The organism is Caballeronia sp. A2-2, assembly GCF_057612605.2.
Genome location: NZ_JBVFIR010000006.1, coordinates 41,174 through 67,723, shown reverse-complemented (window position 1 = coordinate 67,723; position 26,550 = coordinate 41,174). Strand labels below are relative to the sequence as shown.

General features: G+C 56.5%; 29 protein-coding genes. 13 read left to right on the top strand and 16 right to left on the bottom strand.

Annotated elements, in window-relative coordinates:
* Positions 1-589 precede the first annotated feature (589 nt).
* From ACZCWR_RS35920 to ACZCWR_RS35895, 6 genes are all read right to left on the bottom strand, one after another.
* Entirely contained in the window at positions 590-1,786 is a 1,197-nt protein-coding gene (locus ACZCWR_RS35920) for an MFS transporter (RefSeq protein ID WP_487307239.1), read from the bottom strand.
* A 178-nt stretch (positions 1,787-1,964) separates the two neighbouring features.
* On the bottom strand, positions 1,965-2,609 hold the full coding sequence (locus tag ACZCWR_RS35915; RefSeq protein WP_487307227.1) for a GGDEF domain-containing protein: 645 nt from the start codon (positions 2,607-2,609) through the stop codon (positions 1,965-1,967).
* A complete protein-coding gene (locus ACZCWR_RS35910; RefSeq protein ID WP_487307226.1) occupies positions 2,545-2,946 on the bottom strand; it encodes a hypothetical protein in 402 nt (133 codons plus the stop codon). The genes ACZCWR_RS35915 and ACZCWR_RS35910 overlap by 65 nt, the downstream gene beginning before the upstream one ends.
* Before the next feature lie 148 nt (positions 2,947-3,094).
* Positions 3,095-3,523: an anti-sigma regulatory factor gene (locus ACZCWR_RS35905; RefSeq protein ID WP_487307225.1), complete on the bottom strand. Its 429-nt coding sequence runs from the start codon at positions 3,521-3,523 to the stop codon at positions 3,095-3,097.
* A gap of 2 nt (positions 3,524-3,525) precedes the next feature.
* Complete coding sequence (locus tag ACZCWR_RS35900; protein ID WP_487307224.1) at positions 3,526-3,909, bottom strand: STAS domain-containing protein; 384 nt, start codon at positions 3,907-3,909, stop codon at positions 3,526-3,528.
* 9 nt (positions 3,910-3,918) lie between these two features.
* Positions 3,919-4,824 carry an STAS domain-containing protein gene (locus tag ACZCWR_RS35895; RefSeq protein WP_487307223.1) on the bottom strand — a complete coding sequence of 302 codons (906 nt, stop codon included), beginning with the start codon at positions 4,822-4,824 and terminating at the stop codon, positions 3,919-3,921.
* 277 nt (positions 4,825-5,101) lie between these two features.
* Here ACZCWR_RS35895 and ACZCWR_RS35890 point away from each other — a divergent pair, with 277 nt between their 5' ends.
* Positions 5,102-5,245 carry a hypothetical protein gene (locus ACZCWR_RS35890; protein ID WP_487307222.1) on the top strand — a complete coding sequence of 48 codons (144 nt, stop codon included), beginning with the start codon at positions 5,102-5,104 and terminating at the stop codon, positions 5,243-5,245.
* A 166-nt stretch (positions 5,246-5,411) separates the two neighbouring features.
* Positions 5,412-5,861 carry a pyridoxamine 5'-phosphate oxidase family protein gene (locus ACZCWR_RS35885; protein ID WP_487307221.1) on the top strand — a complete coding sequence of 150 codons (450 nt, stop codon included), beginning with the start codon at positions 5,412-5,414 and terminating at the stop codon, positions 5,859-5,861.
* A 1,036-nt stretch (positions 5,862-6,897) separates the two neighbouring features.
* Here the strand turns inward: ACZCWR_RS35885 and ACZCWR_RS35880 are convergent.
* The 10 genes from ACZCWR_RS35880 to ACZCWR_RS35835 form a co-directional block, all read right to left on the bottom strand.
* On the bottom strand, positions 6,898-8,919 hold the full coding sequence (locus ACZCWR_RS35880) for a site-specific integrase (RefSeq protein ID WP_487307220.1): 2,022 nt from the start codon (positions 8,917-8,919) through the stop codon (positions 6,898-6,900).
* 398 nt (positions 8,920-9,317) lie between these two features.
* Positions 9,318-9,521: a cold-shock protein gene (locus ACZCWR_RS35875; RefSeq protein WP_487307219.1), complete on the bottom strand. Its 204-nt coding sequence runs from the start codon at positions 9,519-9,521 to the stop codon at positions 9,318-9,320.
* Positions 9,522-10,156: 635 nt separating this feature from the next.
* Positions 10,157-10,906, bottom strand: coding sequence for a DUF3800 domain-containing protein (locus ACZCWR_RS35870; RefSeq protein ID WP_487307218.1), 750 nt, complete (start codon positions 10,904-10,906; stop codon positions 10,157-10,159).
* A 285-nt stretch (positions 10,907-11,191) separates the two neighbouring features.
* On the bottom strand, positions 11,192-12,394 hold the full coding sequence (locus ACZCWR_RS35865) for a Replication protein O (RefSeq protein ID WP_487307217.1): 1,203 nt from the start codon (positions 12,392-12,394) through the stop codon (positions 11,192-11,194).
* A 247-nt stretch (positions 12,395-12,641) separates the two neighbouring features.
* The gene (locus ACZCWR_RS35860; RefSeq protein ID WP_487307216.1) at positions 12,642-13,712 is read right to left on the bottom strand and encodes a ParB/RepB/Spo0J family partition protein; all 1,071 of its coding nucleotides are present in this window, start codon (positions 13,710-13,712) and stop codon (positions 12,642-12,644) included.
* Positions 13,709-14,944: a ParA family protein gene (locus tag ACZCWR_RS35855; RefSeq protein ID WP_487307215.1), complete on the bottom strand. Its 1,236-nt coding sequence runs from the start codon at positions 14,942-14,944 to the stop codon at positions 13,709-13,711. The genes ACZCWR_RS35860 and ACZCWR_RS35855 overlap by 4 nt, the downstream gene beginning before the upstream one ends.
* A 359-nt stretch (positions 14,945-15,303) precedes the next feature.
* On the bottom strand, positions 15,304-16,692 hold the full coding sequence (locus ACZCWR_RS35850) for a helix-turn-helix transcriptional regulator (RefSeq protein ID WP_487307214.1): 1,389 nt from the start codon (positions 16,690-16,692) through the stop codon (positions 15,304-15,306).
* A gap of 136 nt (positions 16,693-16,828) precedes the next feature.
* Positions 16,829-17,149 (bottom strand): hypothetical protein, encoded by a 321-nt coding sequence (locus tag ACZCWR_RS35845; protein WP_487307213.1) that lies wholly within the window; start codon positions 17,147-17,149, stop codon positions 16,829-16,831.
* Positions 17,146-17,550 (bottom strand): hypothetical protein, encoded by a 405-nt coding sequence (locus ACZCWR_RS35840; RefSeq protein WP_487307212.1) that lies wholly within the window; start codon positions 17,548-17,550, stop codon positions 17,146-17,148. The genes ACZCWR_RS35845 and ACZCWR_RS35840 overlap by 4 nt, the downstream gene beginning before the upstream one ends.
* 1 nt (position 17,551) lies before the next feature.
* Positions 17,552-17,719: an H-NS histone family protein gene (locus ACZCWR_RS35835; RefSeq protein WP_487307238.1), complete on the bottom strand. Its 168-nt coding sequence runs from the start codon at positions 17,717-17,719 to the stop codon at positions 17,552-17,554.
* Positions 17,720-17,854: 135 nt separating this feature from the next.
* Between ACZCWR_RS35835 and ACZCWR_RS35830 the strand changes: the two genes are divergently transcribed.
* From ACZCWR_RS35830 to ACZCWR_RS35780, 11 genes are all read left to right on the top strand, one after another.
* The gene (locus ACZCWR_RS35830; protein WP_487307211.1) at positions 17,855-18,601 is read left to right on the top strand and encodes a lytic transglycosylase domain-containing protein; all 747 of its coding nucleotides are present in this window, start codon (positions 17,855-17,857) and stop codon (positions 18,599-18,601) included.
* 3 nt (positions 18,602-18,604) lie between these two features.
* Positions 18,605-18,892, top strand: a complete 288-nt coding sequence (gene korA, locus ACZCWR_RS35825) for a KorA family transcriptional regulator (RefSeq protein ID WP_487307210.1) — start codon at positions 18,605-18,607, stop codon at positions 18,890-18,892.
* Positions 18,892-19,281, top strand: a complete 390-nt coding sequence (locus ACZCWR_RS35820) for a TrbC/VirB2 family protein (protein WP_487307209.1) — start codon at positions 18,892-18,894, stop codon at positions 19,279-19,281. Before korA ends, ACZCWR_RS35820 begins: the two co-directional genes overlap by 1 nt.
* A gap of 122 nt (positions 19,282-19,403) precedes the next feature.
* Positions 19,404-19,715: a VirB3 family type IV secretion system protein gene (locus ACZCWR_RS35815; RefSeq protein WP_487307208.1), complete on the top strand. Its 312-nt coding sequence runs from the start codon at positions 19,404-19,406 to the stop codon at positions 19,713-19,715.
* The gene (locus ACZCWR_RS35810; protein WP_487307207.1) at positions 19,715-22,315 is read left to right on the top strand and encodes a VirB4 family type IV secretion/conjugal transfer ATPase; all 2,601 of its coding nucleotides are present in this window, start codon (positions 19,715-19,717) and stop codon (positions 22,313-22,315) included. Before ACZCWR_RS35815 ends, ACZCWR_RS35810 begins: the two co-directional genes overlap by 1 nt.
* A gap of 14 nt (positions 22,316-22,329) precedes the next feature.
* Entirely contained in the window at positions 22,330-23,025 is a 696-nt protein-coding gene (locus tag ACZCWR_RS35805; protein ID WP_487307206.1) for a TrbJ/VirB5 family protein, read from the top strand.
* 22 nt (positions 23,026-23,047) lie between these two features.
* On the top strand, positions 23,048-23,266 hold the full coding sequence (locus tag ACZCWR_RS35800; RefSeq protein ID WP_487307205.1) for an EexN family lipoprotein: 219 nt from the start codon (positions 23,048-23,050) through the stop codon (positions 23,264-23,266).
* A gap of 10 nt (positions 23,267-23,276) precedes the next feature.
* Entirely contained in the window at positions 23,277-24,329 is a 1,053-nt protein-coding gene (locus tag ACZCWR_RS35795; protein WP_487307204.1) for a TrbL/VirB6 family protein, read from the top strand.
* 89 nt (positions 24,330-24,418) lie between these two features.
* Positions 24,419-24,616 (top strand): hypothetical protein, encoded by a 198-nt coding sequence (locus tag ACZCWR_RS35790; RefSeq protein ID WP_487307203.1) that lies wholly within the window; start codon positions 24,419-24,421, stop codon positions 24,614-24,616.
* On the top strand, positions 24,616-25,350 hold the full coding sequence (locus ACZCWR_RS35785) for a VirB8 family type IV secretion system protein (protein ID WP_487307202.1): 735 nt from the start codon (positions 24,616-24,618) through the stop codon (positions 25,348-25,350). The genes ACZCWR_RS35790 and ACZCWR_RS35785 overlap by 1 nt, the downstream gene beginning before the upstream one ends.
* A 9-nt stretch (positions 25,351-25,359) precedes the next feature.
* Complete coding sequence (locus ACZCWR_RS35780; protein ID WP_487307201.1) at positions 25,360-26,247, top strand: TrbG/VirB9 family P-type conjugative transfer protein; 888 nt, start codon at positions 25,360-25,362, stop codon at positions 26,245-26,247.
* Positions 26,248-26,550 lie beyond the last annotated feature (303 nt).

The window sequence follows — 26,550 nt, the reverse complement described above, 5'->3', positions numbered from 1 at the left end:
CACGCCTTTTACTGACTGATTCGATGCCTCCTCCTCCGTGACGCCCCGTTTGGACGACCAGATTTTGATGGTTGGGCGGAGACCTCGAATGGCCGGAGAGCTTCTCGACGCGCTTGGGCCGCCTCGACCCGGCGTAGTCCCGAGTCGCCCATCAATAAAATCGCCGCGCGTGCAGCCCGCCATTGTCGAGCGACATCTTCAGCGTCTTTCGCACGGCTTCGCCTCAGCATGTTGTCCATTGAGGTGAGCGTCGCTGTCGCCGAATTTGACGACAGCGACGATGATATAAGCGCAGGACTGCATCGCTCATCGAGTGCCGCCCGCACCTGTGCCCATAGTGTGGCCGGCTGCGCACGATGCACCTGCACTCTGGGCCGCAAGCAGTACGACGCGGGTGCTCGACCCTCGCCGGTGACATGCTTATTTCGCGACTTTTAAGCGCTTGCCGGGCAGAGATGATCTGGTAACTGAGCCAATCGGCAGCACCATGTGACCGTACTGTCGGCATGGTGACCGGCTTAATACGGTCTACGATCGTTGAGCTCGATAAGACGAGCCCATCTTGCAGTCACACAAAGCCGAATGCGTTCTACTGTTGCGAACGCTCCTTCGCATAAAGTACCAGCATGCTATTGCCAGCAATGCCGATTGCGCCTAACGCGGCGAGTGCCAATGCGGGTCCAAGCATGTCGGAAAGTAGCCCAGCCAACAACGTTCCAAGGGGCCAGCATCCGATACCGATGGTGATAAGACCGAACACGCGACTGCGCATGACCGCGGGCACAGACTCGATTACGAAAGTGGTTTGGTGAATGTTGTAGGCGGCGCTTCCAAATCCACCAATGAAAAGGATAACGAACAAGGAAACCATGGGAAATCTAGAAAAGCTCGCAATTCCTGCGATCGTGATGGCGAGAAAGAAGACACTCGATCCGGCTATCAGCCACACGAGGGATCGCGCTCTTATCCGGGCGCATCCGATAATCCCGCCGGCGACGAAGGATCCTGCTGGCTCGGCGGACGAAAGCATGCCTATCATCAGCGCTGACATACTAAACGTTTCTCGTCCTAGCGGTGTCAGCAGCACGTTATAGCTGTAACCGCACAAGTTCGTGATGATCGTGACGATAAGGAGCATCATGATCGTCTTGCTTTTGCGAGCGTAAAGCGATGCCTCTTTCAGGTCTTGGCGCATCCGGTTCAATGATAGGGGTTCTGAAGGCACTTGCACCGTCGGGAGCCGGCCGATGCACGCCGCTGCGCACAACGACGCTAATGCGGAGAGAAAGTAGGACGCCGAAACGCCTAGTGTTCCGTACAACAAGCCTCCGAGTAGAGGTCCGATGCATCGCGTGGCGTAATTGGTCATGCTATCAATGGCGACTGCACGAGAGGCCAGTTCGACACCTGCCGTCTCCGCAATCATGCGCCGTCGCGCTGGCATTTCCGTGGCGTAGACAACGCCGCTTACTAGCGCGGCGGCGCACAGGTACCATACAGAAAGTATTTGAAGAGCAGACAAGGTTGCGACCGTCGCCGACGAGGCGCTCGCCAATAGTAAGCCGCACAGCACGATCTTTTTGCGGTCTATCGCATCTGCAGCCACGCCCATGACCGCGCCGCTGACGAGAAGCGGCAAACTACGACACGCGGAAACCAACGCAACGTCGATGGACGAATGCGTGGCCTTGAACGTGAACAATGCGGCGGCGAGCATTTCCAGCCACATCATTGCATTGGAAACCGCGCCTGCGGTCCAGAGCGGTAGAAATCCGCGGGTGCGCATCACGCTTAAAGGGAGCATCCAGTGCCTATACCGTGTTAAGTCGTGACGCATAGTGTCCCGGATGAGCACACGCGTTCAAGCGCACGCACGGACCGGCGCAATTTAGCCGCATCGTCATCGTCTCGCCCCCATCACCCATGTGCTTGGTCGACGCCGACTGAAACCCCGCACCAGGAAGTTAAACCCAACGTTGACAGCGCTCCCTACCTACCGTATTGAACCTACCCTTTGCCGGGCGTTTTCGCACGGTAGAGCGCAGCATCCGCTCGAGAGATGATTCCTCCCGGCGATCGTCGTCGAGAAACTGGGAAATGCCTGCCGAGAAGGATAGGTGGATCATGTGCTGCGCCTTCGATCCACCTAAAGTCAACTCAGGAAGACTACTCAAAACTCGCTCAACGATCTGCCCGGCAGTTATCGGAAGCGTCTCGGGCAGCAAGAGGATAAATTCCTTGCCACCGATTCGGCCCAGCATGTCCGAGGTTCGGATACACGACATGTAGCGTCTGGCAAAAAGACGAAGTGCATGATCGGCATCGTGCCCGTACGTGTCATTGATCGATTTAAAGTGGACAAGGTCGATAAGTGCAATGCACGGCGGTGCGCTTGACAGCTTCGCCCGGCGAATGAGCTTGTCAAGACGCGCCATTGCGAAGCGCCGATTTGGAACATCGGTGAGTTCACCGACATGACTAAGCAGTACCGCGCGATCGCGAGCATCCTCCAGATCTTTTTCGTGTCTCCTTAAGGTTGTGATGTCACTTCTCGACAGTACGATCCAGCCGTTTGAAAAAACATCTCCGTGCACCAGTACAATCACCATTGACGAAATCGACGGGAAATGAACGTTGCCGCGGTGCTTTCGCCAAGATACGACGGCGGACTTGCGCATCCGCGATAAAAGCATGCGGATCGATGGCGTTGATCTGTACACTCGTGCGCCGCTCAAATGCTCGAAGCTCAATTCCGGCAAAAGTAATCTGCTCGCCGGGTTTGACCTCAAACACACTTGAGAAAGCTTCGTTGGCATAGCGAAGATAGTCCTGATCGTCATAGATCCCAACGATAGCGCTACCGAAGGAGAGCGCATCGAGCAGCGTCTGCACGGCATCTGGCGGACCGTCGCCTTGCTCAAAACGAACGACTTGCAAGCTAATCACACACCTATCCGTGAAAGTTAGCGTTCGCACGCTCAGTGGCACGCGGCGGCAACCTACATGAAACTTAATACGTGGTCGTAGCCTCCAGGTCACGCGAACATCCGAGCCAGCATGTCGCGCTTCGCCAGCGCGGTTCTACCGGCAACCGTCAGAGAGGCTTCCACTTCGTAATCGAGACGTAGGTCCCTTCCCCCACGGAAGAGCGAATTTCGAAATCATCGCACAGGCGCTTTGAGCCACCGAGGCCCAAGCCCATTCCACCTCCGGATGTGAACCCGTCGGTGAGCGCTTGTTTGATATCTACGATTCCTGGTCCTTTGTCAATGAACTCCAGCTTGATACCACGGCGTCCATTGCGCTGGACGGACAAACATCGCATTTCGCCCCCGCCGCCGTATATGAACGTATTGCGCGCCAACTCGCTTGCAGCAGTAACGAACTTCGTTTGGTCAATCAATGACAGACCGTACGCGAGCGCTTTCTCGCGAAGAAATTGACGCACCTGTACGATGTGTTCGTTGGAGCGGATCGGCAACACATCGCACTCGACTGCAACGATGTCGGAGGAGTCCGCCATCGTCAAAAATTTCCTTGTCTGCCATCAAGCGAAGCTTGATCTTCGTTCAGCAATGCCATGCCCTTCTCAACATTGAGCGCGGTGCGTACGCCAGAGAGCGTAAGCCCTAGCTCGACAAGTGTGATCGCGACGGAAGGCTGCATACCAACGACGACAGTCTCGGCATCGAGTACCCGCGCCATGGCGGCCGTATTGCCGATCATGCGTCCGATGAACGAATCGACGACATCGAGAGACGAGATGTCGATTAGCACGCCCCTTGCGCCGTCCTTGACGATTCGACTCGTCAGGTCGTCTTGAAGCGCCAGCGCGAGTCGGTCATGCATATCAACCTGGATCGTGACCAGCAGGAGCTTGCCCATTCTGAGAATTGGAATGCGTTCCATCGCTAGACCTTATTCGGCGTGTTGGGCACTGACGTTTGCTCGCCCGTCACCATCGCTTTGCGCCGATGCGACAGACTGCTTGGTTCGCTGAAGTGCAACGACAAAGGCTGCGGCAAGCGTTGCCTTAGTCGTCACGTCTTTGAGATCGACACCGAGATGCACAATTGTCTGCGCTATTTGCGGCCGCACACCGCTGACAATGCAGTCCGCGCCCATCAGCCGCGCCGCGGCAACCGTTTTGAGCAGGTGCTGTGCGACCAGTGTATCCACCGTGGGCACGCCCGTAATATCGATGATGGCAATGGCAGCGCCGGTCTCCACGATCTTTTGCAGCAGGTTCTCCATGACGACTTGCGTGCGGGCGGAATCCAGTGTACCGATGAGCGGTAGAGCGAGGATGTTGTCCCAGAGCTGGACGACCGGCGTGGAAAGCTCGAGCAACTCCTGCTGTTGACGGACGACCACCTGCTCGCGAGCAGCTTGGAATACCTCCGTCGTATAAAGCCCCAGTTCGTCAAAGAGGGTGCTGACTGTCCACGTCATTGCCGCAAGCTTTTCAGCGTCGCCCGAAAGCGACTCGCGCAAACGCGCAAACAAAGGCTGCTTCAAAGAAAATACAAAAATCGCTATTTCTGCGGGCGTAAAGCCTTGCCGCGCTCGTTGCGTCGACATCGAGGCCAAGAACGCGCGAACCTCGTGCCACGCCGGTGACTTCGTATCAATCTGCTGCTCCGATGCATTTAGCGCAGCCACAAGCAGCGACAAGAGTTCGGCGAACTGGTTGCGCAATTCCGCCTCACCGATCAGACCGCGCCTTGAAGCGATAGCATGCTGATGAGTCAACCACTCATTGAACAGCTCGCTCTGGTTACTGCCAAACATCTGGGCAACCTGTGCCCCACCTATGTTATTCATACCGCGATTCCTATTTATGGTGGCGCGGCGCGCGCGCTTATTTTTGCCATCCCGTCACCGGACGCTGATGGATCAAAGTGAGCGGAAATGTAACACGCGCTTGTTCATGACGGGATGATGGCTTCTCGCCATCCAAAGTCGATATCACAACAGCTTGGGCAGGTAGCGGAATGGAGACCTGGAAGTCGCCGTTACGCGTCTGAGCAGTTGCAATCGCATCATCATCGTTGCGAGGGGGCGGCTACACGGACTCAGTGCGACCCACCCCGAATGCGTCATGTGGCAGTTTGCAAGTGGATATCTTGCGGCGCGGGTCGCCCAGGATCGCAACGTGGCGAGTACGATGGAAAAACAGCTCAACGCCTATCGCCGCCACGGTCCTGTTAGAAAAGGGATGCGCATTCGTCAAATGTTCCGCTGACAAGCGACAAGGACGAGACCGCCCTGAGCGGCCACTGTCTTGGCGGCGAAGGCATCACCTTTGCGACAAGTTGAGAAGGTCGGGCTTGCGTTGCCCGCGAAACTTGATTTTCATTGGCGCCCGAACCCAAAATCTTCCACCAACGAGCATTCCGACCCAAGCCTGAATGCTCATCTCCTTGGACTTCAATTTCATGCCAACGCTTACGCTAAATGACCTTGCCGAAAAGATGGCCGACATCGACTTTGCCATGCTTTCCACACGCACGACGAACGGAAAGATTGCTAGCCGGCCGATGAGTAACAACCGCGACGTGACTTATGATGGCGAGAGTTACTATTTCACGTCCGAAGAAACACACACCGTGAAGGAAATTCAAGCCGATGCAAACATCAGTCTCACTTTCGTCGGATCGCACCAACCATCGCTGTTTGTCGCGGTAGAAGGCCGGGCGGAGCTGATTCGCGAAAAACCGGCGATGAAGGGTCACTGGAACGAAGACATCGACAAATGGTTTTCTGACGGTTTAAGCACACCCGGTATCGTGCTCATCAAGGTCACGGCCGAGCGGATCCATTATTGGCTCGGCAAAGACGCGGGCGAAGTCGAACTGTAAAACTTTCAAGGGTTGCCGGAAGGCGGTCCAGCGACCGCCGCCTCTTGGGCCGCCCCCTATTTTGGTCACAATCGCCCGCAATGTCCTTGAGAATTTTCTTGCGATTATCAACGGGCAAAATGACGGCAAATACGATGAGGAAAATCGTCCGATCACACTTGGCCCCAAAGGTTCGGAGCGTGGGACCTTTCTTGAACATGCACCGCCAGCGGGCCTTTGGTGGTCGCTCGGAATGCCGCTGTTGCGAGCCGAGAATCCGCCAGCTCAGAAGCTTGACGATCGGCTTCGACCATAGGGTTTGGCCGAATCTATTGCTGGCTGCTCCGACGTGCATTCAGCAGCGGGAAGAATACGCACTTGCACGTTCGGTCCGAGTGAGCGCGCGAACGTCAACGCATCCTGCTCGGTCGGAGCCGTTTTGAGGCGTCTACCCTCCGAGGTCGGTATTTCGATCTGCCAGCCTCCGCTTTTGCATGGCCGAACGATGATTTCGGCGTCGTCGGCGCCTTCCTGCGTCAGCACTCGATATCCTCCTTGGTGGCCGGGGGAGCGATGAGACTTATATTTTAGTAGAAGGCGGCGATCCATCAAAAAGGACTTGTACCGGAATCGTACCGATGCGAACGCGAGCCACATAGCCTGCTTGCATTGCTTCGGGTCCGCATGATGCTCCAAATCACGAAAAGGTTCTTCCTTTCGCCATGACCACCACCATCACAGCCCACCAAGCGGCGGCCACGGCGACCGTGGGTTGCACCTTTTAACGGTCCAGATTGACGGCGATGACGTATCACGGTCCCAACAAGTGACGGTACGCACGGCCCGAGTACTCGCGCGCGAACTCGGTAAGCGCACCGCCCTGGATGCGCCGATGCAAGCCGTCGCCAGCGCCGAATCGAGTGACTACGGCGCGTTGGTCGACACGCATTGCGGGGAGACGTAGTTAGCCTGCGGGCGGACGCATCGCGAGCCGTAGAAATTTTCGCGTCACCAACCATTGCCGGTTGCCCGCGATTGCAGCCCATGCCGCACGGCTTCAGGCGTCCCCCTCGGCGTAATAGCGGGCGGCCGCTTCCAGCATGCGGCGTTTTTCCGCTTTCACGTAAATAGAGGTAGTCTGCAGCGATGCGTGTCCTAGGATCGACTGCACGACGTCCGTCGGCATGTCGCGCGCAACGGCCCGCGTGCCGAAGGTGTGGCGAAACGCATGCGCTGAGGTGTTTACTAATTGCACGAGGTGTTCCGTGGTCATATCGGCGAGCGTCGCCGGATCGGCGCGCAACTTGATCACCAGCCGCCTGACCGCCATGCGCACCAGCCGGCCAAGCGCATCGGCCGTGTAAGAAACGCCGGTTGACTTTTCACCTGCATCGCCGTTCCCACTGGATTCGTGGCGGATCTGAGCCGCGTCAGTCTCCGGAATCCAGGTTGGTGCGATCAGCGGACCTGCCGCATCGGATTCAAAATTCAAACCGCGATCGACCCAGTGTGCGCGCAGTGCTTCAATCGTGGCTGCGCTCACGGGCACCGTTCGTTGTTTGCGCCGCTTGCCTACGATGTTCAGCGTCCATACGGTCCGTGCGCCCGCGACCGGCCCAGCGTTCGCCGGGTCGCTCGCTTTCGATTTTCGTGCGGGCTTGTTTTCAGTAGCGACATCCGACGGCCGCAAATCCTCGCGCCGCGCGTGCGCTGCTTCTGCGCGTCGCAGTCCCGAATCGCCCATCAACAGAATCGCGGCACGCGCGGCCCGCCACTGACGCCCCGCGTCCCGTAAAATCCGCGCAGTCGCCGGCTCGCCCGCATCCTTCGTCATCGACTGCAATGTGGTTGACGCCACGAAGTCGAACGGTGTGTCGCATTGCGCATCAAGCAGTCGCCTCACCCTCGTCCACAACTCGGCCGACAGCGCGCGATCCACCTGCACGGTCGACTCGCGAATGATCGTTGCCGGCTCGTGTACGGCCATCCACGGGTTGCCGGCCAGATAGCGCACTTCGACCAGCCAGGCGAAGGCCGCGCGGATCACGCGAACCGCATACGCCTGACTGTCGGGCGACAATCCCTCGGGGGCGAACGGTCGCCAGCGGCCGCTGCTGCGTGGGCGCTTCGGTCCCGTAAAAGCCGGCAACGGCCTCTCCAAAAAATCCTTAAACGCTTCGCAGTCTTCGACCATCATCGATGAGAGCGGCTTGCGCCTTACTACCACGCTCCACAGGATCAGCCGCTCGAGTTCGCGCGTATAGGCGCGCAAGGTGACGGGCCGGTCGCGATACCGATGCAGGTAAGCGTGCACCGCCGCCAGATCGTGTTCCGCGCGAATGAAGGCGAAGCTCGAAGCGCGGTTGATGCCGCGGCTCGCACCGCTGCCACCCGAGAGTTCAGCGGGCACGGCGAGCTGTTCGAAGGGCGCGAGACGCGGTGCGGCCGGATCACCGCCCACCACGATCGGATTTTTCTTATCGCTCGATTGCAAGGCGAGCTCGAGCGGGCGCGCATCGACGTCGTCAGCCACGCGCGTGCCGAGCACGTGCTCGTGACGGCGCAGCCACGCGACGAGCGTCGACGCGCGCAACGCTCCAATGCGCGGCACTGATCGCCACCAGCTACCGCCGCGTGCGTTGCAATAATCGATCAAGGCACCCAGCGTCGTGATGCCCTCCCCGATCAAGCGTCGCGCGATCAACGGCCGGAACCACAGCTCGACCGGGTGCGTCGCGGTCGGTGGTGCGGCCGCCAGGCTCGAGGCCTGTTCAACCATGCGCAGTGTGATGGCCGTGAGCCGCGCGTTACCGTGCTGTTTGATGGACGCCTTCAGGTGATCTGCGAGTACGGCTGAACCGTGCTTGAGTGCGAGGCTCACCAGGTCATCGCGCATTTGCCGCAGATACCGTTCGGTGGCTTCGGCACTCGCCGCGTGGGGTGTCCGCTCGATGTCGTAGTAGAGCCGCGCGATGGTGGCCGCCGGCACGCGCTGCACGAACGCACGCAGCGCCGTGAAATCGGTGCGCGTATAGGTGCGCGGTGCGGGCAGCGTCAGTTGTTGGGGTTGATTGGCCATCGACGGTTCGTTTTCAGACTCGGCGCCCTTGCGTTGATCACGATCCTGCTCCCGAAACCGCTCACCTTGGACCGGCGCTCGGCGCAATCAAATCGAGCAGTGCCTTTAGGTCCGCGATTGCTTTTTTCGAAGCGCCCGCGTTCGACGCGTGCGAAATGGCGCGAAGCCCCGTACGCCAAGGCTTGCGCCCTCCCTTACCGCGATTTTCAACAGACGTAAAACGCGAACCTAGTCATTTTACCGATTAAAACGTTCACTGCTAATGATAATTAGCAGACAAAGCTGCTCTTGCTGAAGGTCGCGATTTCAGAGCTTAGATGCGGTCTTTTCGCCTGCGCCCTACCCTGCTCGCGCCCCGACAACCGGTTAATCGCCGGGGCGCTGCGTGCGATTGCCGCTTAGGCCGGCTTGATGTTGCCTGCCTGCTTACCCTTCGGGCCCATCTTCTCGTCGAAGCTTACCTTCTGCCCTTCTGCAAGCGACTTGAATCCGTTCGACTGAATTTCCGAGAAATGCGCGAACAGATCTTCACCGCCCGCGTCGGGCGTGATGAATCCAAAACCCTTTGCATCGTTGAACCACTTGACCGTACCGGTTGCCATTGTTTGACCTTGAAAGTTGAAGTTGGCGCCGCCCTCGCAGACGCCGGTCGCTATCTTCACCCCTTAAGATCGACAAGGCAACTCACAAAGGTCCGGCGACATTGCAAGCTCAAGGACGAGTACACGTCCGCAGCCATCTTGGCGGCGAACTGGGACGATCGTTTGATCGAACAAGATACGGGTATACCCGCTTATGATAATTTCGACGTTAGACGTTATCTGGCTTGCCGAGATACTTCCGGATCAGTTTTGCGCAACATCAAATCGACAACCTCCCACGATTGGACGTGCGTACGCCAACGTCCAAGCACGTCAAACCAGCCCAGCAAGATCCAACCTGTTCGCTCGGCACGCGCTGGCACTCGCGCTGGTGTTGTTACGCAGAGTGGGAGTCTGAGTAAGAGACGAGTAAGCATGACTGACACGCGCCATAGGCTGCGGCGTCGGGCAGACGGGCGACCGCCCTCCCCTATCGATGATTGGATGGCCCTGATTGCGGCGCGGCTGCGATGAAACGCGAGCGGACTGAGCGTTGTTGACCGGCGGGTTGAGGAACCGTTAAACTGCGTATAAATGGGTTGCGACTACGCGGCCGGCGTCTGGCTCCAGGGACTACTCTGGGGCCTTTCGCTTTTCTAGGGGATTACTTTTAATCCGGTCCCATTCACGATCCCCGTCGCCCCCTCAAAGAACTTCACCGCTAGCGTCTCGAACGCCCTATTTGGCTGTCCCGGCCGCAGGATGTGCAGACCCACGGGGCGCGCCATCAGGTCCGCCAGCTGCAGGCCCTCCGAGTTCGTCTTCTTGTCGCAAATTACCAGGTCGAACGGATACGCAGCACGCGTGCGGGTCTCGCCGTCGCGGATCCGCCGGAACGCAAGCTCGAGATCGGCGTCTTCTTTCGCGCCGCGGGCCTCGCAGACGATGTGCGTCACACGCTCGTGTTGGCCCTGTAGGCGAAGGAAATTTCGCACACGCTCGAGGCCGTACCGGATCCCGATGTGGTATGGGTTCGAGGGATTCGCATAGCGCTGAGCGAGCCGCCGCTTATCGATGACAACGGCCACGACCGTCATCGGCACGTCGGCAATGATCTTCGTTAATGACTCGAGAAACGCCTCACGCGGCTCCTTGCCGAGCTGCGAAAACGCCCCGCGCTTACGCCGAATATCGATCTCGTGAAGCACCACGCAGTCGTGCCCAGAGGTCTCGAATTTGAGCCGCTTGATGCGCGGAACGATGGCATCGGTATAAGCGGTTTTTTCGACGATGCAGAAGCACAGGACGAACAGCGGATAGGCCTCATCGATGGACGTCAGGCTGTGATCTCCACTCTCGTCAACGAAGACAATGTAGTCGCTGTGCATGGACACCGAGTGGTTCATTTCAGTTGTTCGATCCTAGCAGATCGGCACCGTGCTTCGACCGCCTGACGGCTCGCTCTGTCGGTGGTTTGACGCCGCGGGGAAGATCCCAACCGCTCCCTGCTTGCTCGGTTTTGCACTCCCCGAACTTGACGAGACAGTCCTAGCGATAGACGGATTGGTGGGCGGTCGATCGGTAGTTGCATTTCTATCTCTTGTTTTCCAACCAATGCACATCGCCCGGTTCTCCAACTGGCGCCTTCGAGGGTGAGATACGCGGCACGTTCACGCTGAGCCCGCCGCAGCCTATGCGCTGACTGGCCGAACTTTGAGCAACTGCCGAAGGCCCGCAATGTGATCCCGGACCTGTGCAGTGGCCAGCGGTCGGCTTGCCGTTGTGGCTGGCGCGCTTGTGTCGACTGCGCCAACTGCGCCGGTTGGGCCGATCGCGCGGCGTTGCGCGTCGGCGAAGTGTTCCAGGTCCAGGCCGGTTGCGGGCCGCAGCTTGCCCGCCTTCAACGCCGCAGCGAACGACGGCATCCAACCTGCAGCCTGGCGCCCAATCCGCTCCGTGAGACTGAAGATCGTCATCGCATCTCCGGCAGCGCTCACCACGAAATGACGGGTGTTGTCGGCGTCGATGAAAGTGCGTCCGGCGTGCTGGCGTGCGAGCGTCTCGGCCTCGCGATTTTGGTCGAAATGCGTCTGAGCGCCCTGAGCGTCAGCCTGGCGACGGCGCACGAGCAGACCGAAATCGACAGAGTTGCGGAGCAGGGTGCGGAGGTAGTTGATCGGGGCCTTGGCAAGTTTCAGGTGGTCCCAGGTAGCCTCGACGACATCGGACAGTCGCTTGCCATGCTCACGGGCTTCGCGCATGAGCTTGAAAATCAAAAAGTCAAAAAAACCCAGGGTACGCAGGCGCTGAAGGTCCGCAGGCAACTGCCCCGGTTGTCTCTTTTGAAAAACAGAAGGGCTTAGATCCTTATATATTCCACCGTCTGCCACCTTGGCAGACGGTGCCGACAAAGATGTCGGGGTTGGCGAAACCGTCACAGGTGAGATGGAATTTTGAACGGCATCTTCCTGTGTGCGCGGAGGTTCAGCAAGGCCGAGGAGGGCAGCGGCGTGTTCGGTCAAATGCAGATATGCGCGGCCGAACAATCCTGCTTCGACGTAACGCGATTGCGGACGACGATCGATCAACCCGGCAGTCTCGAGGTCATCCAGGCTGCGATAGAAGGTCCGCATCGATTGCAGTGCCCGGCCCGTGAGGAGCTCGCGACGCGCGAAAATCGCGGCGAAAGGTTTTGCGGCGTCCACGGTGCGTGCGAGGGCAGCGAGGACAGCGCGAGCGCGCGGCGGAATCTGTTCGATGTGTGCGGCTCGGAAAGCGGCCCGAAAAATCATCCAGGGCAGGTTAGTCGAGTCACAGCGAAAGGCGATGAGGGCGGCCGAATCTTCGGGGTGTGTTTCACCCTCGCCAGCAACGAAGCGTTGCGCGATAGACATGTCTAGCGGTCCATTTTTAGAAATGGATTGATTTCGCTTGACTGCAGATCGCGTTTCGCTACACTCGGGGTCTGTGAGCAGTGACCACTTTCCGGTTCCCGCCGGTGAGTGCGCGGTTAGGCTCTCGCAGCCAAACCCTCAAAAGCCCCCGGTTCCCGCCGGGGGCTTTTGTTTTGTGTTTTCAAAAATCTACATATTCGTGATTTCCGTCAATTAGAGCCTCATAGCATTGAAAATCAATGACTTATCAATTTTCGTCCTGTGAATTCTGCACCGTTGCGTTCGCAAGGGTTTCCAACGTGCGCTTGATGGCTTCCTGAACAGACTGCGCCACGTCTTCAGATTGAAATTCGATTCGCATTACATTCTTTGCACGACGAACATCGCACCAAGTGGTTTTGCCGGCCCTCACTTTGAATGTGGAAGCAACAGGCTTTATTGGTTTTGTTCTGTCCCCATCTTTAGCAAACCGCACTGCTTGTGTCTGATCCAACTTGCGCGCCGATACTTGACGGATCGCCTCTACGACACGATCTCCCTTGCCAAGCTCAGAGATGCTCGCCAATTCAGCTGCCGCAGTTGCGCCAACGATACCCATATTTGCTTCGAGAACGTCGCGGGCCGCCTTTGGTAGGCGATCATACGAAAGCAGCAGGCTTACGTACGATTGGCTGATCCCGATCTGTTGTGCGATTTCGGCCTGTTTCAACTTACTGTGCTTTGTTTGAAACCTCTTGAGTCCGAGGTATTTTTCGTAGTCGGTTAAGTCCGACTGCATAAGGTTGGCGAAAAATGCGCCTTCGTCGGCTTCATCAGAAGTCGTATCGCCAAGTACACATCGAACCGTATCGCGACCTAGCTCACGGAATGCGTCAGTACGATGATGCCCGGAGAGGATCTCAAAGCCACCCTCGACCCTCGGCAGCACGACGACCGGATGAATCAGTTTGTTATGGCGTAGATTTTCTCGAAGCTCCGCGTACTTTTCCGGTGACATGTGGCGCCGCCGGCCGGGTACCTCATGCAAGTCGGCTAGAGAAATCTCAATCGCGCCTCTGGATTGCTGGGCATCTACCAGCTGCTTCTTTAAATGCTCGATCTCATCACTCGTACCGCTCGCCGTCTCCGTTTCCAAATCCAGAATACGCTGGCGCAACACCTCGAGTTCTTTTTCCTTTTCTGCCAAGAGAGGCAGGGAAGCCATGAGCTGGCCAGGAGCCGTTTTCGGCCTCGCAGGAGTTTCTGACTCGGGTCGAGGGGGCCGTGGAGTGGAGCCAATGCCAGCAGCCTTTGCTGCCAATCGATCTTTGATGCTCATTTGGCCTCCGATTCAGCAAGCCATAGTGTGACGAGCTGTTGATCCACAATTTCAGCGAGTCGATCATAGGCTTCCCTCGCGCGCTGATATGTTTTCAGGCTTCCCTGATACTTTGAGATGTCGTACACCGTCCCAAACTCAGCTGCGGCTGATTGAGTTACGGCAGTAGTGGGAATTTCAACGGGAAGCACCAAACTCTCGTAGGTTTTGTTGATCCAGTCGCGGACTATTGGTGTTGCTGCTTGGCTCTGATCTACCTTGGCTAGTAGCACATTTATGAAATCGAAGCTTTTGTCCAACTGCGGCGCGACTTCTTGCATGCTTTGCGACAAATCTGAAAATAGGCTCCAGAATTGGGTCGATGAAGCATAGTCAAGTGCGCTTGGCGGCGTCGGTACAATCAGGCCATCGGCAGCCATAAAAGCGTTAATGGTGAGATACGAAAGTGCAGGCGGCGTATCAATTATTACGACGTCATATTTGTCGAGCAGAGGCTGGAGTCCACTGTTCAGGACGTTCCAGAACTGGAAGTTTTTCTCTCTAGACTGTTTAAATGGAAGAAAAAACTCGGCACCGAACAATGCAGCGCTCGCGGGGATCAGATCGATGCCATCCCAATATGTGGTCTGCACTGCATAGTCGAGATTGTTGGTCTCGCCGTAAATCAACGGGAGCACCGTGTGCTCGTCCGCAACTTCGCTGTCAGCTAAGATTCCATGCAGAGCTGAGAGTGAGGCTTGCGGATCAAGATCAACCAGAAGTACGCGCCGACCAAAGAGTGACAACCCTTGCGCCAACGTCATTGCTGTTGTCGTTTTACTGACACCGCCTTTGAAGTTTCCGATCGCGATTGTCTTCCCTTTCACACCCGCAGGACGTTTTGTGAAGGGTGCGATCCGATCAATCCAGATTCGCGTCTCCTCAAGAGTGAATTCTCGGCTGCGGCTGTGACGAAGGGTGCCTTGTGGAAGATCAGTTTCGGTTCTTGCCAAATAATGCATCCGCTGCCGATCCACTCGACAGAGGTCTCCGACCTGGGCGGTCGTGAATACTGGAGGGTTTTTCCTAGGGTGCGGGGCGAGCATGCTCTCACGCACGTCAACGAGCATATCGCTAGCACTCTGAGCGATGTCTTTTATCCCATTCAACGGGATGCGCCTCGGCGCGTGCTTGACTTGAAGTTGCATCGTCGGCGAGGACTTATCAGGGCGTGCCCGGACGGCGGTGGTCATCAACTACTCCCGTTGTTGGATTCAACACTCGGATAAGAATAAAACGATACGTGTTGAATTTCCGACAGCATAGTGGGAAACGCAGCGCGTCGCAAGTTTACGTTGACGCGGAAAGGCCTTGCCGGCGGGAATTGAAGCTAAATTTTCGAAACGGCTTTAAGTGTTGCAAGCGCGCGTAATCGTCCGCCAGCTACCTTCGACGGAACTCGACACTAGGGAGCCAATGCGCCATGCCTACATAGCAAAAGAACACGGTCGCAGTCGCAGCCCATCTAAAGCGCTCGAAGTCGTGTTGTCCGGAGAGCCGCGATTCAGTTCGTTCAGTACGCGCCAGACGCCCTCCAAATACTCTTCAAGATCTAATGGAACGAGCTGGACGGCCCGTTCAGCTGCGCCCAAGCGAGATCATCTTGTTGGTCGTCATCCGATTCCCACGCAGGCAAACCTGCAGCTACACACTCAGCTCGAGTTGCGGTAGTCGCGAAGCAGTGAACGTCCACACGTCGAAATTCGAGCTCGCCTTTTTGATTGGGCATGATCCGTTCGATCAACTCATTCGCGGCTGCCAGATCATCGAATATTTGCGCTTCCTTCAACTCACCCGGAATCAAGCGAGAGAAGAACGGCGCGCTACCATCCTCGCGCAAAAAGACGCCGTATCTTGGGCTGTACAAGACGTATGCGACCTTTCGATCAGATACCAACGGCAAGAGCCCCAACGCGGTGGCCTTCTTGACCGATTCGTGGATGTTCTTTGCGTTCAGCTTGTCGTTGATCGAAGGAAGGTGGTTGCGCTTCAAGGAAGTCAGAGAGATGTTGAGCACCTCAGCAACAGCATCGAGCGGGAATCCACGCTTGCGAGCATTGAGAATCTGCAACTCAAGTGTCGACAGCCCCGTATTTGCGAACGCCGCCGCCACGTCGTTTCTCATGTACCACTCGAAAACTTGGGCCGATAAAGCGCGGAGCAACGCCTGGTTAGCGCGGAGACGCTCTTCACCGTTGTTCTCGGGGAGAGTATTAGTCGCCGCGTAGAGAACGCCGAAGTGATTGCTGCCTCGACAATGTGCTGGGACGACCGCCAGGCTCTTCATACCGAGGGCGCGAGCGCGCTCGGCAATCTTTCGACCACTCCCGCCCAGATTTTGGATCTTGCCGAAGTCGGATGAGAAGAAGGGCTCCGACTGTCCGCGCGAACGCTGCAGGGCAGGGTCACCGGCGTACATCCTCATGGACACATAGGTTTGAACTGCTTCGGCATGTGAGGTCAGGATGCGATAGGAGACGGGTTGACCGCTCGAATCGTCTTGTGCCACGAAGAACATGAAACTTGTTGCGCCAAGTGCACAAAGCACCGAATTAACGCAATGCAGCAATTCCGCCTCATCGGTCGCACGATTGAGACGGTTGAGCGTTGCCAACTGCTCCTCGAGCGTCTCCGGAAGGGTCGACTCCGGTGCGACGTACTTGGCCTCGCGAAGCAAATGATCGACGACTGGCCCGACACGATCCGCGTGCGGGTCACTCTTCAAAAATGCAGCGACGCTCTTGTCGTTCGCGAGCAATACCTGGGTGATCCGCGGGCCGACCTTGTCCGTGTGGGTTGTGGCAAACGACTCACGCTCGATTAGGCATCCGGCTGCGGCTGCCGTCACATTCAGCCGCACAGTCTCATGGCCAAGATTTAGCGAAATTGGTTGCAGAGCTGCCATAGTTTTGTCTGACCAAAAAATTTGATTGAACTGCACGAATGAATTTCATTCACGCTTCGTTACAAATCTTCACATTATCCTTGGCTTACCATTAACTGGGTAGCACAGTCAATACGGTGAACATGCTGCCTCTTTTTAATAAGATGACAGCAATGCGTAAATCACTGGTTGATTAAAGGTGCGTGGCCGATCCGAATATCGAAATGATGGAGTCCACACTCGAGGAGTTGTTGGCAGAGCCCGAGCAGGAGTTTAGATAGTCTTTCCGTGCATTGGGCGTCGCGTTGTAGTCGACATGCCCATGGCGATATTCAACGATGGAAAGAAAATCTTTGATGGGCCCGTCACAGCTTGATCCGCCGCCTGAGCCAGCCGCTTCACCGGCCATACAAACCAAGGACGCGCATGCGTCTTTCGCGAAGGCCGCCGGCGGTAGCGAGCAAGCTGCGACTGAAATGAAAAGGGTAAATACGCGATGGAGTTTCATTTTCACGATCCTCTCAGTTTGAATGACGTGCGATGCGCTTTCGCGAGCCCGTATTTAAAGCATGCATTCAAAGCTGAGATCAGCGCAAGCGCGCTCATGGATGCAAGCAGGAAACTCACATGTCGCCAGTGGTCGAGAAAACCAAATATGACGGAGAAAAGAACAGCAAGCGTCATCAACGTCATTAATACCCGAAGTGGCCGAACAATTAACGCGAATAGCGTAATTGCTACCTCGACCGCGAGTAACGCGATAACGCGGGAAAGCGGTTTTACGCAGAGAGGAATGGCGCGAGCGAACCCTGCCGATACCATCCATGCGAGCCCACGTGCGGGCCGCGAATCACGCGTGCCTGTAGGGACGTTGGCCTTTTGCCTCGATGCGTCGAGTCGTATCACTTTGCCCATTTTAGTCCTCCGGTTCGCGTACCTCGAAGTCGGTCAGAGGGCGTCCTTGCGCCAGGTAGTCCCTCAGCCAATGGGGTCGCTTTCCGCGACCACTCCATGTGTTGAACGGGTTGGCCGGGTCGCGATAGCGAGCCGGTCCCTTGGGGGCTTTTTCCCGTCCGACCGACACGAACTGGATCTGTTCAGTCGGAGCGGATGGTTGCTTCCCCGCGCGCTTGTTCGAGTTGCCCTTGTCGCTTGACACCGCGTCATTTCTCTCTAAGATAAACGTTAATAATTGAAAATGCAATTTCAAGGACTAACGATGAGCCGCATCATCCTCTTCGCCATCTTGTCTCCAGCCGCGCTCGGCGGGGCAGGGCCGGCCAGCGCGCACGCCGAAACTTCGACTGACGTGATGGAGATGGCGAAGCGCTGCGCGCCCAACGTGAGTCCAGTGACCATGGGCTCCATCGTGGCCCACGAGTCTCAAAACAATCCGATCGCGGTCAACGTGAACGGAAATTATCGCTTGTCTTCTCAGCCGGCCTCGGCCGCCGACGCGCTCGATGCGATCAGGTCGCTCGAGGCGAGTGGTGCGAACTTCGACGTGGGGTATGGACAGGTCAACTCGGCGAACTTTTCGAGCTTGGGGCTCAAGGGCGCCGACCTGCTGGATCCGTGCATCAACCTGCGTGCATCGTCAGCGGTCTTGAGCGGCTGCTATGTGCGTGCGGTGCAAACCTATGGCGAAGGCCAGACAGCACTGTTGCACGCACTTTCCTGCTACAACACCGGTTCGCAGTCGCGCGGCATCGTCAATGGATATGTCTCCAAGGTGGTGGCGCAAGTGCGAGCCCTACAAATCCCTGCCTTGACGGATGACGCTGGCGGTGTGACGCGTGGAGAGCAGCCCGTTACCCATTCCATCCACGGCGATAGGCACGCCGTCGAGAAGCAACCTATCAAAGCGGTTGCTGCTCAGACGCTTGATCCCAAGGAACTGGAAAACCAAGGCGCCTTCTCGCGAGATGACCCCGGTGCATTCGGCTCGGAAAAGCCGGAGCCCTAACTCATGCAAGTGTTCCTGATCCCGCAGAAGCAGATCGAGGATGAAATCAGGCGTGGCCGACTCCAGGCCGTGAAGATTCAGCGGGTAGCAACCAAGCAGTGGTTTCCGCTGTTTGAAGTCGGCGATGACGCCGTGAACGTCGTCGTGTGTTCGATTCGTGTTCAAGCCAAAGAGGAGGTGCGTTACTGGGCTGACCTGAGATTGTTGGTCGAGTGGCTCCGCGAGAAGTGCGGAGTCGAAAGCTGTGTGTTGCTGCTATCCGAATTCAACCCGAAACCCGGAGAACCCTGATGACACTCGTCAATTTCCGAAGCATCGGTCGTCCCGCCGCTTCCCTCCCGATCGCCTCTCGCGCTCATCGCATCAGTCACTTCAATCACTTCAATCACTTCAATCGCACCACCTGGCGCGTCCTGCTCATAGCATGGACGCTCGCCGTTACCTTTCTCACCTCGTCAAACGTCTTTGCGGCAGGCACCGACACCGGCTCGTCGGCCATGAGCTCGCTTCAAGCCTGGATGATGACCTGGATTCCGATCGGCGCTGCGTTGCTCATCATCGCTTGCGCGCTGGGTTGGATCGCGCACCTCATCCGAGCCGATTTCGCCGTGCGCTGTGTCGTCGGCCTGATTGTCGTCGGTTCGGCCTCTTATCTCGTCGCGCTCTTCGGCATTGCCTGAAGCGCTTCGCAGCATCACCACGTTACGGCCAGCCGGCCATGAAACACGACGAATGACAGTGTCGTCATCGCCATGGTTCGGCGCAGCTGAGCTGCCGACTTGCCACCTGAGAGGTGCGACCGATGAAAGCAGGCGAATTTCCCCTATTCAAGGGTGCGACGCGACTGCCCACTTACATGGGTATTCCTCGGACGCCATTTTTGCTCCTCTTCATGGTGTGCGGGGCGCTGTTCATGGTGATTCACTTTTGGACGTTCTTGCTGTTCGCGTTTTTGTGGTTTGTCTGCTTCTGCATCACCAAGCACGATGACCGGATGTTCCGCGTCATGGGTCTCGCCTTCAGCACCAAGCTCGTGAATCTTGTCGACTCGCCGTTTACGAGCCGGTGGGGCGGCTCGAGCTACGGCACGGTTCGCTATAAGGAGAAGAGGTGATGGCTGTTTCGATGCGCCGCTTGCGGTCCGAGAACGCTTATCGCAAGGAACCGACGGCAGTGAAGTTCCTGCCGTATTCCTATCACGTTACCGACTCCATTGTGAGTACCGTCGCGAACGACTACCTGATGACCTTTCGCGTGCGTGGTCGATCGCATGAATGTGCGTCTGACGCGGAACATATCAACTGGCGCCGTGACCTGAACCAGCTGTTCAAGACGATTGGCAACGAGCACGTTCGATTCTGGACGCATCTGCATCATCACCAGACGGATCGTTACCCTGAGACGGAGTTTGCCGCGTCGTTCCCGCGCGAGCTGGATCGCAAGTACCGCGCGCGATTCGATAATGTGCCGTTGATGACCAACGACTGGTATCTGACGGTCGTGTACAACCCGATCGGTGACGTTACACAGAAGTTTTTGGCGCGCTTCGATCGCCCATCTCGAGAAGAGCTTGTCGAACTTCAGGGGGAGGCGATCGCGAGCCTTGAAGATATCGCTTCCCAAATCGTCGGCGCGATGCGCCTCTATGGTGTCGAGACCCTTGGCATCTATTATCGCGATTCGCGGGGCGAACGCATCGCTGTTCGAGACGTCAAGGAAACAGACGATGCGTCGGATCCTGATGACATTCTTGACGAGTGCGTCCGCGCGCCGAAACCTTCGACGTTGAAGGTCGTCCCATCTGCGGGTCGCCAGTTTGCCTACTCGAGCACGTTAGAGTTCCTCTCCTTTTTAGCTAACGACGAGTGGCAGCCCGTACCAGTGACACGTGATCGCGCACGCGAATCGATGCTGTACAACCGCATCGTAAGCTCGATGTTCGGCGACGTGATGCAAAGTCGGCGGATCGACGCCGACAAATATATTGCGGGTATCGAAATCGTCGACTACCCGGAAGCGACCGAGCCAGGCCAGTTAAACATCCTGATGGAAGCGGACTTTGAGTTCGTGTTGTCGCAACAATATTGCTGCATGTCTAGCATCGCCGCCGGTGTCTTCTTGTCGAATCAAGAGAAAGCGATGCTCGAAACCAAGGACAAAAGCCGCTCGCAGATCGCGCAAATGGCCGACGCCGCTGACGATGTCGTCTCGCGACGCGTCACGATGGGTTGGTATTACGGCTGCCTGCATGTCACAGCAAACACTCCGAAAGAATCGCAGAGGCGAGCACGGGCCGCGCGTGTCATGCTCAATTCGTGCTCAGTGGTCGCGGGCTCGGTGGGCCTTGCGTCCGATGCGGCGTGGTGGTCGAGGTTGCCCGCGAACAACGCGCTTGCGCCGCGCCCGGTGCCGATCAACAGCATGAATTTCCTGTCGTTTGCACCGTTCCACAACTTCATGGTCGGTAAGCCTGATGGCAATCCATGGGGTCCGGCAGTCGCGCTGCTTAAGACAGTCACCGGCACACCGCTGTTTTTCAACTGGCACTCGTCGCCGCTAACCGATGACTCGCTAGATAAGCGGCCTCCAGGTCACACGATCATGCTGGGGAAAACGGGCTCTGGAAAGACGACCTTGCTCAACACATTGTTGTCGTTCTCGACCAAGTTTCGGCCGCGGCAGTTCGTCTATGACGTGGGGCAAGGCATGTTTCCATTGGTCGCTGCTCTTGGCGGCCTCTACACGGTGTTACGAGATGGACAACCCACCGGATGGCAACCTGCTCAGCTCCCGCCAACCAATGCAAATATTCGTTTCGTCAAGCGGTTGGTCCGGCAGTGCGCCGAGATCTCGCTGGAAGCATCGATCACGCACGATGAGATCAAGCAGGTAAGCGAGGCGGTCGATGCTGTGATGGGACTCGATTCGCTTATGCCGCTGGAGACGCGCACCCTGACTGCCATCGTTCAACACATCCCACGCCCGTACCAAATCGGCGCGGGCGAGCGACCCTCCTTGGCCTCACTGCTGGAGCCATGGTGCAGGGGAGGGGAGCACGGGTGGTTGTTCGACAACGATGCCGATATTCTCGATTTAACCGAGCGGGATGTGTTCGGATTCGACCTCACCGATTTCATCGTGGCTTCCAGTCAAAAAGCGCCGATTGCTCGGACACCGCTGCTCATGTACCTGCTGTATCGGGTCCGTTCTTCAATTGATGGAAAGCGGCGCGTGATTCAAACGTTTGACGAGTTCGCGCAGTACCTCGATGACCCGACCATCGCCCTTGAAGTCAAGCGAGGACTTAAAACAGACCGCAAGAAGGATTGCATCTACGTGTTCGCGACTCAGGAAGCGAACGATGCGCTCGATAGCTCGATCGGGAAAACGATCACTCAGGCTTGCGTCACCAAGGTGATGCTCTATAACCCGGAGGCGACGTCGGCCGATTACTTGGACTACCTGAAGCTCACACCTGCCGAGCTCGATGCCATGCTCTCGATTCCAGAAGATAGCCGGCAGTTTCTTGTCAAACAAGGCAACCAGTCGGCAGTCGCCGTGATGGATTTGCATGGCATGGACGACGAAATTGCGATCCTCTCCGGTACACCCGATAACGCCGAGCGGCTTGATCGAGTGATCCAGCGACTCGGCACCGATGATCCCGACAAGTGGCTCCCTGTGTATTTCGACGCTGTGCGCCGTAAGGCGTAACAAGGAGGTAGAACATGAAGCATTCCAAGTTGGCGGTCGCGCTCGTTTCTGCTGCGACGTTTGCTCCGATCGCTGCTCATTCCCAAGTTATCGTCGAAGATCCAATGGCAATCGTGCAGCTTGTAGATCAGGTGACAACACTCAAAAGCCAGCTCGACCAGCAGGTTGCTCAATACCAAGCGCTGACGGGTAGTACGGGACTCGGAAGTCTAGTCCCGGGTGACGCCTCACTGTTGCGGACAAATCTCCCGTCGAACTGGTCGCAAGTCTACGGCGATGCGCTCAACGGTGGCAGCTCGGGATATAACGCTCGAACAACGGCGATCATCAACGCTGCCAAATCAAAGATTGATGGCATGGGTCGAGGCGACGCGCTTGACTACGCTAATACGCAAATCGAATCAAAAGGCGCAACCGATCGTGCGATGGGTGAACAGGCCTACAACAATGAAATGGCCGAGCTCAACAACATCCAATCGCTGACGAATCAAATTGACGCGACAAGTACGCCGAAAGAGATCGCTGATTTGCAAGCACGCATTTCCACCGCGCGCGGTGCGATCGAGGCTGAACAAACGAAGCTCAACCTGATGGCGTCTCTGCAGCGCTCCCAGGACAAGATCCTGCAACAACAGCAGATCCAGGCGGCCCGTCGATACGGCATTGGGTCAGCTTCGGATGGAAATCAAGCTCCTAACTTAACTCCCTGACTCGGTACCGGACATCTTTCCCATGAAAAGAACCTTCTTTGTAGTGCTTGCGCTCTCCGTTCTCTCGGCTTGTGGCAAGGATGCAGATCATCCGCCACAGACGAAGGAGTGGTACATGCAGCACGATAACGAGCGTCACACGCGGGTCGCCGAGTGCAAAAACGACGCAGCTCAAAAGGTACTTCTAGATTGCCAGAATGCTCTGGACGCGCAAGCGCAGATAACAGCATTCGGAAAATAGGAGCGCCCAGATGGCAGCCTACAACGCGACATCGCAGATATTCACCTATATAGACAAGGTTGTATCGCAATTCGTCGCGACAAACCTGTCGAATGTCATTTCGTTTGTCGCTCCAATGATAGCGCTAGGTCTGACGATGGCGTTGATGATCGAAGGATTGTTCCTAATCGGACGCCCAAACAGCGAGCCTCTCAGCTCGCTCGTAAATCGATTTGTTAGATATGCCATTGTCATTGGCGTCGCAAGTGCCGGCGGGATGTATCAGACCAAGCTCGCCAATGTGGCCATGCACCTCCCTGACGAATTCGCCTCGGTGTTCATCCTAGATGGCAAGTCGGGAGCAAATGCTCAAGCGACGGTATCAAATTCAATAGATCAGGCCATGGACAACGGCTTCAACGTTGCGAGAAAGGCTTTCGAGGGCGCCGGTATGATGAGTGGTCCAGGTTTGGCAAACCTCATACTCGCCGCTACCGTTCTGTTCGTCACGGCGGTCATGTGTGGTATCGGGGCAGGCATGATCTTGATGTCAAAGGTGATGCTCGCCATCACTGTTTGTTTCGGTCCGGTCTTCATCTTTTTGCTACTTTTTGAGAGCACAAAGTCGTTGTTTTCGAAGTGGATCGGATCGGTCATCAATTACGGTCTCGTTAGTGTCCTGTTTTCTGCGGTGTTCGGCTTGCTCCTCTACATCTTCAAAGCGTCTATCAGTGCGGCATCGGCGGAAAATCCCGATGCGCCGATCATGGTATCTATCGTTACGTGTGCGTTTTTGTTGGTGGTCACTTGGTTCGTTTTGAAGGAAATCCCGCATATGGCGTCGTCATGGGGGCAAGGTGTGTCGGCGGACCTTTTTCGGCATTTGCGCCAGAGCAAAGATGGGATGAGCGCAAGTGGTGCCGGGAACGGACAGGGTAGTAGCGGATCCGCGAATCGCTCGGCTGGAGGCTCATCTTCCTCGGGCTCAAGTGGTGCGGCGAACGCCGGCGGATCTCCCGCAACATCGTCATCTACGCCATCTGCTACTAACGGTCTAGCCCGTGGTTCTCGGCGTTCTGCCTAACAGCCTCAACTACAAAATTAAATCATTGAAACTGCAATTTCAATGATTTACCATAGGTTTGCAAGGGGATCCGTCAGGAGCTAGTCGCTATGAAAAGTTTTCTTCTAACATTGCTATTAGTACTGCTTACTTTATCTGGCTGCGCGAACAAGCCGAAACCGCCGCCCGAGCCGGATATGAGTCATCTTGTGCCTGTGAATCAGACAACGCCTGCTGAACTCGCAGGAAAAACAGTTCTTCCAGCGAAAAAGGCCATCCAGCAATCGAAGGCCGGAGATGAGAAGTGATGAAAGCTACCGATCAGACAATCACGTCAGCCGAGCGCAAGGCCATTACCCGCGCCGAAATCGATGCCTACCGCAAAGAACGGGGAAGTGCCGAAATCGACCTTCTCGACGAGGTTTTGATGTCCCGTAAACGAGCGTGGCAAGTAGCGAGTTGCGTCGCTGCGTTTGCGCTGATGGCTTGGGTCGTGGCAGGTGGGACGATGCTTAAATACGCGCAGCCTCTTCCGCAGTATCTCTTGACGTTGAACAAGGCGACTGGAGAGCTCTCTCAAGTGTCGGTCGTTACGCAGGACATGGGAATGGACGAGGCGACAGACCAGTACTGGGTGTCGCAGTTTGTCATCCATCGCGAAGCCTATGATTTTTACGCTGGTCAAACAGATTTCGATTTCGTGAGATTGACAGCGGTTGGGCCGGTCGCCGACGACTACATGCAGCAATACCGGGGTTCAAAACCCAAAGATAAGGTTCTCGGCGACTCAGAGAGTACATCGGTTCACATCAATTCCGTCATTGTCGATACCAAGCATCGGGTAGCCACTGTTCGCTACACGACGACCAAGCGTGTTCGCGATCGACCGACCGCCGAACCACCGCAGTACTGGATTGCGACTCTGGCCTATGACTACGTGCGACGTCCAATGACCGCTGCGGAGCGATTCATCAATCCGGCGGGCTTTCAGGTGACAAGTTTTAGACCCAATCCCGAGAATCCCGTCAATGTCGGTCGGTAGGAGGTTGAAATGAAGCGATCAGCGCTCACCGCACTCGCGTTGGCTGTTGTATTTTTATCGACGTCTGCTGTCGCCGTGGCACCAAAGAAAAACTCGCCTGACGACTATCGCATCAAATCGGTTGTCTATAACCCGCAGGATACGGTGCAGCTGAATGCCGTCCTCGGGTTGCAGATTCACATCACCGTGGGAAAGGGCGAAAAGTATGTTACGCATGCCTTCGGGGATACAAAGGCGTGGCAATTCACGCACAGCGGCAACAACTTCTTTGTGCGGCCCGCGGCTGAACTCAGCGACACAAACCTGACGATCATCACGGATAAGCACACGTACAACATCCTGCTGCACTTCATTGGCCATGTTGCAAAGAAGGGTGTCGATGGGCAACCGGTGGAGGCATTCATCAACAATCCGTGGTCGATGAAGCAGGCGACCATCGAATTGAACTATCTCTATCCCGACGAAGACCTTGCCAAAGCAAGAGCTACTGTCGCGAGGGCGGAGCAATCGAAGGCGATGTCTCGCGATGATCCAGATGCGAGCTACAACATCGATTATTTGATGTCTGCCGACTCTGCGTCTGGATCGATCGCGCCAGTGAATGCCTGGGACAACTTCCGCTTTACCTATTTCAAATTTCCTGCGAATGCTGAGTTGCCCGAGATCTTCGTCGTCAGCTCTGATGGCAAGGAGAGCACGGTCAACACGCATATTGAAGGGCGAAATCACAACATCATTGTCGCAGAGACGACAGCAAAACAATGGCGAGTGCGTTACGGACAGCAGAAGGTCCTAGGCATCGTTAATGGTGATTTCGATCCATCACGCGGAGCGACGCCGAGTGGAACGGTCGTGCCAGGATACACGCGGACTATGAAAAGCGAGGAGGCCGAATGAGCAGGCGAGAGCAGAATATCAATGAGCTTGTCGACCACCAAGAGCAGGTTGACGGTGGCCGTGACTCGTTCAGAAGAGTTGTTTCATCTCGCAGTCGTGTTCAAGGTACCCGTACGTTCGTGGCGCTCATGGTCATCGTTGGTCTTTGCCTGATCGGGTTGATCACGTATCGAAAGCTTCACCCGCCTATGAGCGCAGAAGCCCAGGCGACGCAGCCAAGCTCAAGCATGCTGCCACAATACAACTTCGCGACCGATCCGAATGGGTCGGCATCGACTCCTGTCGCATCAAGTCCCTTATCCA

What these genes read in the sequence shown, in the direction of transcription:
- ACZCWR_RS35805 (WP_487307206.1), top strand. Translation starts at nt 22,330, where the DNA reads ATGAAGCATTCCAAGTTGGCGGTCGCGCTCGTTTCTGCTGCGACGTTT.
- ACZCWR_RS35810 (WP_487307207.1), top strand. Translation starts at nt 19,715, where the DNA reads ATGGCTGTTTCGATGCGCCGCTTGCGGTCCGAGAACGCTTATCGCAAG.
- ACZCWR_RS35830 (WP_487307211.1), top strand. Translation starts at nt 17,855, where the DNA reads ATGAGCCGCATCATCCTCTTCGCCATCTTGTCTCCAGCCGCGCTCGGC.
- ACZCWR_RS35790 (WP_487307203.1), top strand. Translation starts at nt 24,419, where the DNA reads ATGAAAAGTTTTCTTCTAACATTGCTATTAGTACTGCTTACTTTATCT.
- ACZCWR_RS35865 (WP_487307217.1), bottom strand. Translation starts at nt 12,394, where the DNA reads ATGTCTATCGCGCAACGCTTCGTTGCTGGCGAGGGTGAAACACACCCC.
- ACZCWR_RS35870 (WP_487307218.1), bottom strand. Translation starts at nt 10,906, where the DNA reads ATGAACCACTCGGTGTCCATGCACAGCGACTACATTGTCTTCGTTGAC.
- ACZCWR_RS35920 (WP_487307239.1), bottom strand. Translation starts at nt 1,786, where the DNA reads ATGCGCACCCGCGGATTTCTACCGCTCTGGACCGCAGGCGCGGTTTCC.
- ACZCWR_RS35860 (WP_487307216.1), bottom strand. Translation starts at nt 13,712, where the DNA reads ATGAGCATCAAAGATCGATTGGCAGCAAAGGCTGCTGGCATTGGCTCC.
- ACZCWR_RS35885 (WP_487307221.1), top strand. Translation starts at nt 5,412, where the DNA reads ATGCTCATCTCCTTGGACTTCAATTTCATGCCAACGCTTACGCTAAAT.
- ACZCWR_RS35900 (WP_487307224.1), bottom strand. Translation starts at nt 3,909, where the DNA reads ATGGAACGCATTCCAATTCTCAGAATGGGCAAGCTCCTGCTGGTCACG.
- ACZCWR_RS35785 (WP_487307202.1), top strand. Translation starts at nt 24,616, where the DNA reads ATGAAAGCTACCGATCAGACAATCACGTCAGCCGAGCGCAAGGCCATT.
- ACZCWR_RS35875 (WP_487307219.1), bottom strand. Translation starts at nt 9,521, where the DNA reads ATGGCAACCGGTACGGTCAAGTGGTTCAACGATGCAAAGGGTTTTGGA.
- korA (WP_487307210.1), top strand. Translation starts at nt 18,605, where the DNA reads ATGCAAGTGTTCCTGATCCCGCAGAAGCAGATCGAGGATGAAATCAGG.
- ACZCWR_RS35905 (WP_487307225.1), bottom strand. Translation starts at nt 3,523, where the DNA reads ATGGCGGACTCCTCCGACATCGTTGCAGTCGAGTGCGATGTGTTGCCG.
- ACZCWR_RS35915 (WP_487307227.1), bottom strand. Translation starts at nt 2,609, where the DNA reads ATGGTGATTGTACTGGTGCACGGAGATGTTTTTTCAAACGGCTGGATC.
- ACZCWR_RS35780 (WP_487307201.1), top strand. Translation starts at nt 25,360, where the DNA reads ATGAAGCGATCAGCGCTCACCGCACTCGCGTTGGCTGTTGTATTTTTA.
- ACZCWR_RS35895 (WP_487307223.1), bottom strand. Translation starts at nt 4,824, where the DNA reads ATGAATAACATAGGTGGGGCACAGGTTGCCCAGATGTTTGGCAGTAAC.
- ACZCWR_RS35795 (WP_487307204.1), top strand. Translation starts at nt 23,277, where the DNA reads ATGGCAGCCTACAACGCGACATCGCAGATATTCACCTATATAGACAAG.
- ACZCWR_RS35815 (WP_487307208.1), top strand. Translation starts at nt 19,404, where the DNA reads ATGAAAGCAGGCGAATTTCCCCTATTCAAGGGTGCGACGCGACTGCCC.
- ACZCWR_RS35890 (WP_487307222.1), top strand. Translation starts at nt 5,102, where the DNA reads ATGTGGCAGTTTGCAAGTGGATATCTTGCGGCGCGGGTCGCCCAGGAT.
- ACZCWR_RS35820 (WP_487307209.1), top strand. Translation starts at nt 18,892, where the DNA reads ATGACACTCGTCAATTTCCGAAGCATCGGTCGTCCCGCCGCTTCCCTC.
- ACZCWR_RS35880 (WP_487307220.1), bottom strand. Translation starts at nt 8,919, where the DNA reads ATGGCCAATCAACCCCAACAACTGACGCTGCCCGCACCGCGCACCTAT.
- ACZCWR_RS35840 (WP_487307212.1), bottom strand. Translation starts at nt 17,550, where the DNA reads ATGGGCAAAGTGATACGACTCGACGCATCGAGGCAAAAGGCCAACGTC.
- ACZCWR_RS35855 (WP_487307215.1), bottom strand. Translation starts at nt 14,944, where the DNA reads ATGACCACCGCCGTCCGGGCACGCCCTGATAAGTCCTCGCCGACGATG.
- ACZCWR_RS35800 (WP_487307205.1), top strand. Translation starts at nt 23,048, where the DNA reads ATGAAAAGAACCTTCTTTGTAGTGCTTGCGCTCTCCGTTCTCTCGGCT.